Origin of the sequence: Sphingorhabdus sp., assembly GCF_023910635.1 — a bacterium.
GTDB lineage: Bacteria > Pseudomonadota > Alphaproteobacteria > Sphingomonadales > Sphingomonadaceae > Sphingorhabdus_B.
Map to the genome: position 1 here is coordinate 102,937 of NZ_JAAVVZ010000009.1, position 7,928 is coordinate 110,864.

Below are 7,928 nucleotides of genomic sequence, written 5' to 3' on the forward strand. Positions count from 1 at the left end.
ATATAAAAAGGAGCTAGCAGGCATGACAGGATTGCTCCCAAAAGCGGGCATTTACATCCATAAAATGCATCAAGGTTTGCGGTTTTCATGGAGGCCGACGCCATCTTAGGGGCGATATGTTCTGTTGTGCGGGGCCACTGCGGAATATTGCCGCACGGTCAGTGAACCGAGTGCACCCATCAATTTACGGGCCTTCATGCGTAAGTCAGTTTCATATGCTTGCTTTCAGGGTTTTAAGCTTGTTCGCGGACCCTTGTCATAAAAATTGCGGCAATCAAAAGGAAGCTGCCGGCGAGCATTATGACATTCTGCGGATTTCCGCCTAAGATGCTATCATAAAACAACGGTAGCGTGACCGTTTGAATCAACATCGGGATGACGATCATCATGTTGAAGATGCCCATATACACGCCGGTTCTTTCTGGCGGGATTGACCGCGCGACGATGACATAAGGGTTGCCCATGATGCTGGCCCAGCCAAGTCCAATACCGACCATCGGGATGAAAAGCAGAGAGGACTTTTCAATATAGGGCAAAGTCAGCATGGCGATGCCTGCGAATCCAATGCTGACGACATGCATGATTTTTGGCCCGAACCGGCGCGAAAAAGGGATCAAGGCAAAGCCGGCCAGAAACGCAACGAAATTGTAAAAGCCACCAATTTGACCATTGAGCAACGCCGCATCCCGATACCCTTGGGAGGCCGCATCCGTGGTGTCAAACACGCCCCGCGCCAGGGCATTAACAATATATTGCCAGTAACAAAACATGCCATACCATTGAAATAGCATCATCAGGACGAGCTGACGCATAGTAAGCGGCATGTCCCGGATGGCGTTCCATATTTCCAAAATAGTCGCTTTAGGCGTCAAGGGATTTGCACGAATGTGTTTGATCTGCGCTTCGCTGAGCGGAAGTTCGCGTATGCGGAATACGGACCATGCGATGGTGGTAATCGACAGAAACGCGCCCGTATAAAATGCAGCATGGGCAATGTGGGGAATACCGTTGGCGTCAACCGCATCCTTATTCATGCCTAAAGCCACAAAGATGACCGGCGCGAGATAGGCGAGTGTTTGCGCCAGCCCGGTAAAGCTGGCCTGCATCAGGAACCCGGCTGGTTGCTGCTGCGTAACGAGGCGATCACTAACATAGGCACGATAAGGTTCCATCGTGATGTTATTTGCAGCGTCCAGAATCCACAGGAGACTGACGGCCATCCATAGTGCCGCGCTTAACGGCATCAACAGAAGGCATATGCTGCACAAAAGCGCGCCAATAAGGAAATACGGCGTCCGGCGACCATATTTGGACAATGTCCGGTCACTCATTGCGCCCACGATCGGTTGCACGATCAGGCCCGTTACCGGCCCCGCCAAAAACAGCAATGGCAGCGTAGATTCTTCCGCGCCCAAATAATTATAAATCGGGCCCATATTGCTTTGTTGCAGACCAAAGCTGAACTGGAGGCCAAAGAAACCCAGGTTCATCTGAGCAAGATTGGCAATGGACAATATTGGTTTTTGAATTGCTTGTTCTGACATTACGCCCCCTCCATTGCGCGCTCTGCCAACACAAATGCGCCCAATAATCCTGAATTATCGCCAAGCGCTGGCGCCATGATGATACTGCTGGGGGACACTGCGAAGTAATCGCCGGCCAACATATCAGCGACCTTGCGCACGCGCTCTATCAGTCCGGGGGTCTTCATAACCCCCCCGCCCAGAATAATCTCGTCGGGTGCCAGAACCGATTGCAGCGTGACGGCAAGTTGCGCCAGATACCAGGCAATCATTTCATGCGCGGGATGGGTATCCGGCAAATCGGACAAGGTTGCGCCAAATCGTTTCAGGATCGCCGGGCCACTGACAAGCCCTTCGCAGCAATCGGCGTGGAAGGGACATACCCCGGCGAACCGAGTATCTGCGGGGTGACGGGGTAGTCGCATATGCCCCATTTCGGGATGGCCTTTGCCATGCATGGGAACGCCGTTGATGACCGTCCCGCCGCCGACGCCCGTGCCAATGGTCACATAAACCGATGTGTGATTGTCTGCGCCTGCGGCGCGGCCCCATCTTGCCTCCCCAAGCGCAGCGCCATTCACATCCGTATCAATACCGACCGGAACACCCAAAGCGGCGCGCAGTGCGGGAGCAAAATTGAAATTGCTCCACCCCGGCTTGGTCGTTTTGTTGATATGCCCCCAAGTTTCAGACGCAGGGTCCAAATCCAGCGGGCCAAAGCTTGATATACCAAGTGCCGATATAGGGCCCTGATCAGCGAACCAATCCATGATGTTCTGCAACACGGTTTCGGGCGAAGACGTTGGGATCACCATGCGGGCTTCAATGTCATTAGGACCAGTGCCAACGCCCATGACGATCTTTGTGCCGCCCGCCTCAATCCCGCCGACACGCGCATTGATGCGGTAATTGTTCATGCCTGTTTCGGTCCGGACGCCAACGTTGCCGTTGCTCCATCTAAAACTATTTTTATCATGGGAGCAAGTGAACCGCCGAAATGGGTGCGTGCGTCGTCGGAACTTAATATTTGTAATCCGGCGTTCGGATAATCTGTGAAGCTGGTGACGCGCAAATCATTTAGAACTTGCCAGCTATAGGCCTGTCTGGGTTCGCTTGCCGGATTGGCAATGACAAGCCCGCTGCCATTTAACGGCGTGTATGGGCCCGATATTGTCTCTGCAACCATGCCATATAATCCGGTGGGCCCGGCGGGGCCGTCTGGCGCAAAAACCAAGTTCTGCGTCGACCAAAACAGATAATATAGATCGTTCCTAAACAACAGATGTGGCCGTTCGAGTTCGTTATTCAATGAATCTGCGACGACCAAAGGTGGTAATAAATCCCATTGGGTGTGCGCCTCCGAGGAACTCCGCGCCCATCCTACGCATCCGTTATGGCTGCTGCTCGATTGTGCGAGAGAGGCTGCAAATAACAAATAACTTGCACCGTCAGCGGGATCACAAAAATAAGCAGGGTCGCGAAATGCCTTAACTGTGCCCGGTTTTCCGTCAAGTTGATCGACGATAACATAATGCTGGCCATCACTTTTAACCGATTCAATGGGGGGTGACCAACCCGTTAGCTGCGGCAATTCGTCAGCGAATGTCAAAGTCGCCTGTGTCTGAAACAGCCGCTGTTGCCATCCACCAGAGGTGCCGGTCAATCCTGCTGCGGTGTAGAATAAAGTTACATGATGTGCATCGGTCAATATTGCGGATCCCGACCATTCACGATTACCCGGGTTTAGACCGGCGGGCAAAACGAAACCTAAATCGGTCCACTGCCCCGACTTTTCATGCAAAAGCCGGATGCGGGCGTGCAGGTGTCGGTCAATAGGATCACCCGATGCAGGGGCGGCCAGCACCATCCACAATGTGCCGTTTGCGACGTCAGCAACGCTACCATCCGGGTTTTGGACTGGCCAATAATCCCAATGATCAAAGCCGGGCACGGTGCCGTATCGGTCGCCTGCCGCAATGACCGATGCGGCTGGGATTGGCGCAGCGGCAATCGACGCAACGTGTTTGGGAGTCCAGAACGATGCGATCACAACGGTGCCTTATAAAACGAACTATGAATTGGATTTTCTAATACACGCCCACCTCGATACCGAGGAGGGCGTGCTGTAGATTGGATTAAAAATCAATCCGAACAGATGCGGATACGGTGCGACCATTGATGGATCGTGCCCGTATGATACCGTTCGTTGGAATGGAACCTTCTTCGCTTTCGGTGAAACCTTGCGTGTTGAAGAAGTTATTGGCGTTCAATGACAACTGCACTTTTTCCATGGGGCGCACGTTGAAGAACGCATTCACCTGGGTGAAAGCAGGCAGCTTCAACTCATTGCTGTCCTGCGCGTAACTGGCAGATGTCCCGACAATATTGGCACCCACGGTAAAACGATCACCATCATATTGCGGCGTGACCTGATACACCAATTGCGCTTGCCGACGGGGGCGTTTGCCTTCGTTCGCAGGCGAAATATTGTCGCGGCTGATGCTTGCATCGGTATAGGTTCCCGACGCCGTCAGCGAAAATGGTCCGCTGCGATAGCTTCCCTCTAGCTCTAGTCCCGTCGCCTTATACGCACGGCTAAACACTTTTTGGGTTGTCGCTTCGAAATTTTCTTCTTCTGTGGTGGCGCGGAACAAGGTTCCGAAAATCTGCAAACCATCAGACGAATATTTCGCACCCAATTCGGCTTGATTAACAAAATCAACCGCAACGTCATCGTTAAGCAGTTGACCGCTCGTTACGCTGATATTGTTGCTGTTCAGCAATATTCTGTCCGCGTTGGCCCGTCCGCCGCGACTATATCGTGCAAACACGGCAAGGTCGCTGGTTATCCGATAATTCACACCGCCCGAATAGGACCAATAATTTGTGTTATAGTTGATGGGTTGCGGACTGGTAAGTTGCAGGACGGTAACCTTGGTTTCAGGTACCGAAATTGTGCCGTTGCCGTTGACATCTTTGGTGACAACAGGGCCATCGGCGGTCACAAATCCACGTGCTTCCAATGAATCGTAACGTATGGACCCGTCAATCGAAAGGCGATCGGTGTCATAGCTTAACGAAGCAAATGGGGCGTTGATATTGTAGTCGACATCATAAGCGCGGCGGCAGCAATTGCCGAAGAATGTGGCACCATAGCCCACAAGTCCATTTTCCGTCTGCAACACACCAGCCGCGTTACGGACATTGATAAGCGCCGCATTATTGCCAATCGGCTCCAAAAGATAGCTGTTCCAATTCCATGTCGTCGCCAAAGACTGGCTCGATTTGTAGAGCCCGGCCGTTGCCGTCACATTACCACCACCGGCATCCATCGTCTTCGAAAGACGAATGTCATTTACGATGTTGTTCAGGCTTTCGATTTCGGTGTTGAACAGCACGACGGGGATGAGCAAGTTGGTACCGGCATATGCCTGTCCTGCTTTTGGTCCATTGGCGTAAGACAAAGTCGAACCTGCGCCGCCAATTCCGTTGGCGACCGATTGCGCGGTATCAATGCCCGAAGGGAATGGAGATACAAATTTGCCGGAAACATCAGAATATTTGAATTTTTCCGTCAGCGTCAAGCCATCAGCGATTTCAACCTGCGCCTCAAAACCGACCGAGTTAACCAGTGGCCTTTGACCATCCCGAATATCGCTTATGGCAGCATTATTGTTGCCATCCAAACCGAGGACTCGCGTGAAGTTCACGCTGTGCAGCGTATCTTGATTAGGACTGAGATTAGGCAGACCTTGGTATTTTGGATCAGAGTTTGTGCCGGTAACCCGCACGGGGCTTGGTAGATACCCAATGGCACGATCATCAAGACGCTTGAAGTTCAACCGGATGAAGCCGTTCGCCAGTTCCTTTGTGATGTTGGCTTTGATCTGGTAACCTTTATTGCCATCATATCCAGCGCGGCGCGGGCCTTCACCCTGGCGGTAAAAGCCACCAACATGGAAGCGAACCGTATCGGTCAACGCTCCACCATAATCCGCATCAAGGCGATATTCACCATAATCAAGGCCAAGTGATCCTTGGACCGACCCACCTTCTTGCTCGCCTGTTTTCGAAATCAGGTTGATGACGCCGCCAGGGGCATTGGACGCAAAGGTCGACGCCGATCCGCCACGAACCGACTCAACGCGCCGGACGTTGAAATCTGAACGCAAAAATATGTCCGCATTGCCAAAGGCGATGTCGCCAAATTCTAAAACGGGCAAACCATCTTCTTGAAGTTGCAGAAACTTCGATCCGCCCGATGCGACAGGAAGGCCGCGAACTGATATATTGGCATTGCCTTCGCCGCCGGAGCTTTCCGAACGCATACCGGGCAAGTTGCGAAACAATTCGGCAACGGATCGCGGCGCGGCATTGGCAATGGCCTCTTCGCTGATTGAGCTGACAGAGATCGAAGTTTCAAGCTTGTTTTGGCCACGTGAAACAGCGGTAACTACTATCTCGTCATCGGTCACGGTCGCATCTTGAATCGGTGCTTCTTGGGCGGCAGCAGATGAAGCAACTCCGGTAGCTAAAGCAATCGCAAGTGTCGAAGCGAGCGCGCGGTTATATCGAATTTTCATAATTCCTCCCCAATTGAACGTCGCGAGGGAATTAAACCACTGTTCCATCGCATACCTGTAAACGGTATAAAGAAATTAAATCGATTGCAATAACAAAATGCAATCGATTTAATTCACCCTTAGCCCATCATGGGCCGCTAATTTTTCTTGCTTTCTAATACATCTGGAACAAAGCCATGGCGATGACCAAACGACCAGCCAGAACCCAAGATGTTCCCATTCCCATAGATGTGCGCGCGCGCACGATCACAGATATTGCGCGGTTGGCTGGTGTTTCGGCTGGCACTGTGTCCCGGGCGCTGAGCGGCTCATCCTTAGTAAAACCGCGCACCAGCGAGAAAATCCGGATGCTGGCTACCGCGCATGGCTTCAGCCCAAATATTGCTGCACGCAATCTGCGGACACGCCGCACGGGTGCTGTCGGCGTCATCATACCTTTGGGGCATGAGGCGGGGCAACATATTTCAGACCCGTTCTTTATGGCATTGCTCGGTCACCTCGCCGACGCGTTGACGGATCGCGGTTATGACTTATTGCTGTCCCGCGTGCTGCCATCGAACAAAGACTGGTTAGCTCAGTTCGTCGACTCAGGTCGCGTAGACGGCGTCATTATTATCGGACAGTCTGATCAATCTGCAGTGCTCGACGAAGTAGCATCGCGCTATCTGCCTATAGTGGTTTGGGGCGGTCACATCGAAGGACAGGTTTACTGTTCGGTCGGCTCGGACAACAAGTTGGGTGGACGCCTAGCAACCGAACATCTGATTAACAAAGGATGCAGACGCATTGCCTTTTTCGGTGATGCCGCTGCACCAGAAATAGCACAGCGACTTGATGGCTGCCGCGAGGCATTGGCGGAGGCGGGTATTGACGCAACGATTGACTATCTGCCTGTCCATCTCACCGCCGAAAACGCCCACCCAGCAATCTTGGCGCGACTGAGCGAAAATCGCATAGTCCCGGACGGAATCGTTGCGGCATCAGATGTCGTAGGAATGAGCGCGCTTCGTGCACTGTCTGAATTTGGTTTAAGTGTCCCATCTGATGTGCGCGTGGTGGGTTATGACGACCTTTCGATAGCAGCACAAACTACTCCACCGCTTTCATCGATTAAACAGGACTTGGCGACCGGCGCGGCACACCTCGTTGATATTCTTTTTCGGCGGATGGCGGGTGAGGCAACGGAGTCTGTTGTAATGGCTCCAAGCTTGATTTGCCGATCATCCACCTAATTTACCTTATCGCAATGAGGTACTGGCCGTGATCATGAGAGAAAAGATAATAGTTTTGTTTTCAGCTCGCTCCTGTTCACTCTCCTGCGACTGCACCCACCGCTGCGGATACTCTAATATCTGCAGGATACCCTCATCCTCCAAATTTCAATGTGTCATGCAGGACGAAAAGCGGGTAGGCCGCTCTCGGCCCAGTTTCTGCCTGTTCCGATTACCTAGACAAATGTCCGCTTGTGGATGTTACTATGCCGCCGGAAATGTCAGCCATGTTGTCATGTCCGGACAAGCAGCTTCGAGGACAACATCGCAGAAAGCTGCCATTCCAGACACACATAATGGGGAAAGGCGGTTCTCGCTAACTTTTCGGACGTTCGTTAAGCGTTTTGCATTTCGCAAATCCTGCCATTGGTACATCTCGCAAATTACTATTGCCAGCGACCGGCTCTGCGGATCAGATCAGTAGGCGCTAATGGCTTACCTATACTAACACTACTTTGGCAGATTTGTAATTTGGGGGATTCCCTTTTTGTCCGATCGGTGATTCATAGGGAGCTAGCTTATGGAGGCTGGCGATGGTTGGTGATTGGCGG

The 7,928-nt window shown here is 52.3% G+C and carries 5 protein-coding genes; 1 reads left to right on the forward strand and 4 read right to left on the reverse strand.

The features are described 5' to 3' along the window. Nucleotides 1-233 precede the first annotated feature (233 nt). The 4 genes from HEQ34_RS07605 to HEQ34_RS07620 all read right to left on the reverse strand — a co-directional run bounded on the left by HEQ34_RS07605 (nucleotide 234) and on the right by HEQ34_RS07620 (nucleotide 6,106). On the reverse strand, nucleotides 234-1,544 hold the full coding sequence (locus HEQ34_RS07605; RefSeq protein WP_296199344.1) for an MFS transporter: 1,311 nt from the start codon (nucleotides 1,542-1,544) through the stop codon (nucleotides 234-236). Further along, on the reverse strand, nucleotides 1,544-2,440 hold the full coding sequence (locus tag HEQ34_RS07610; protein ID WP_296199345.1) for an ROK family protein: 897 nt from the start codon (nucleotides 2,438-2,440) through the stop codon (nucleotides 1,544-1,546). The genes HEQ34_RS07605 and HEQ34_RS07610 overlap by 1 nt, the downstream gene beginning before the upstream one ends. Next, nucleotides 2,437-3,573 carry a glycoside hydrolase family 68 protein gene (locus HEQ34_RS07615; protein ID WP_296199346.1) on the reverse strand — a complete coding sequence of 379 codons (1,137 nt, stop codon included), beginning with the start codon at nucleotides 3,571-3,573 and terminating at the stop codon, nucleotides 2,437-2,439. The genes HEQ34_RS07610 and HEQ34_RS07615 overlap by 4 nt, the downstream gene beginning before the upstream one ends. 85 nt (nucleotides 3,574-3,658) lie before the next feature. After that, entirely contained in the window at nucleotides 3,659-6,106 is a 2,448-nt protein-coding gene (locus HEQ34_RS07620) for a TonB-dependent receptor (RefSeq protein ID WP_296199348.1), read from the reverse strand. Between the two features lie 176 nt (nucleotides 6,107-6,282). Here HEQ34_RS07620 and HEQ34_RS07625 point away from each other — a divergent pair, with 176 nt between their 5' ends. Next, a complete protein-coding gene (locus tag HEQ34_RS07625; RefSeq protein ID WP_366934847.1) occupies nucleotides 6,283-7,338 on the forward strand; it encodes a LacI family DNA-binding transcriptional regulator in 1,056 nt (351 codons plus the stop codon). The last annotated feature ends 590 nt before the right edge of the window (nucleotides 7,339-7,928 follow it).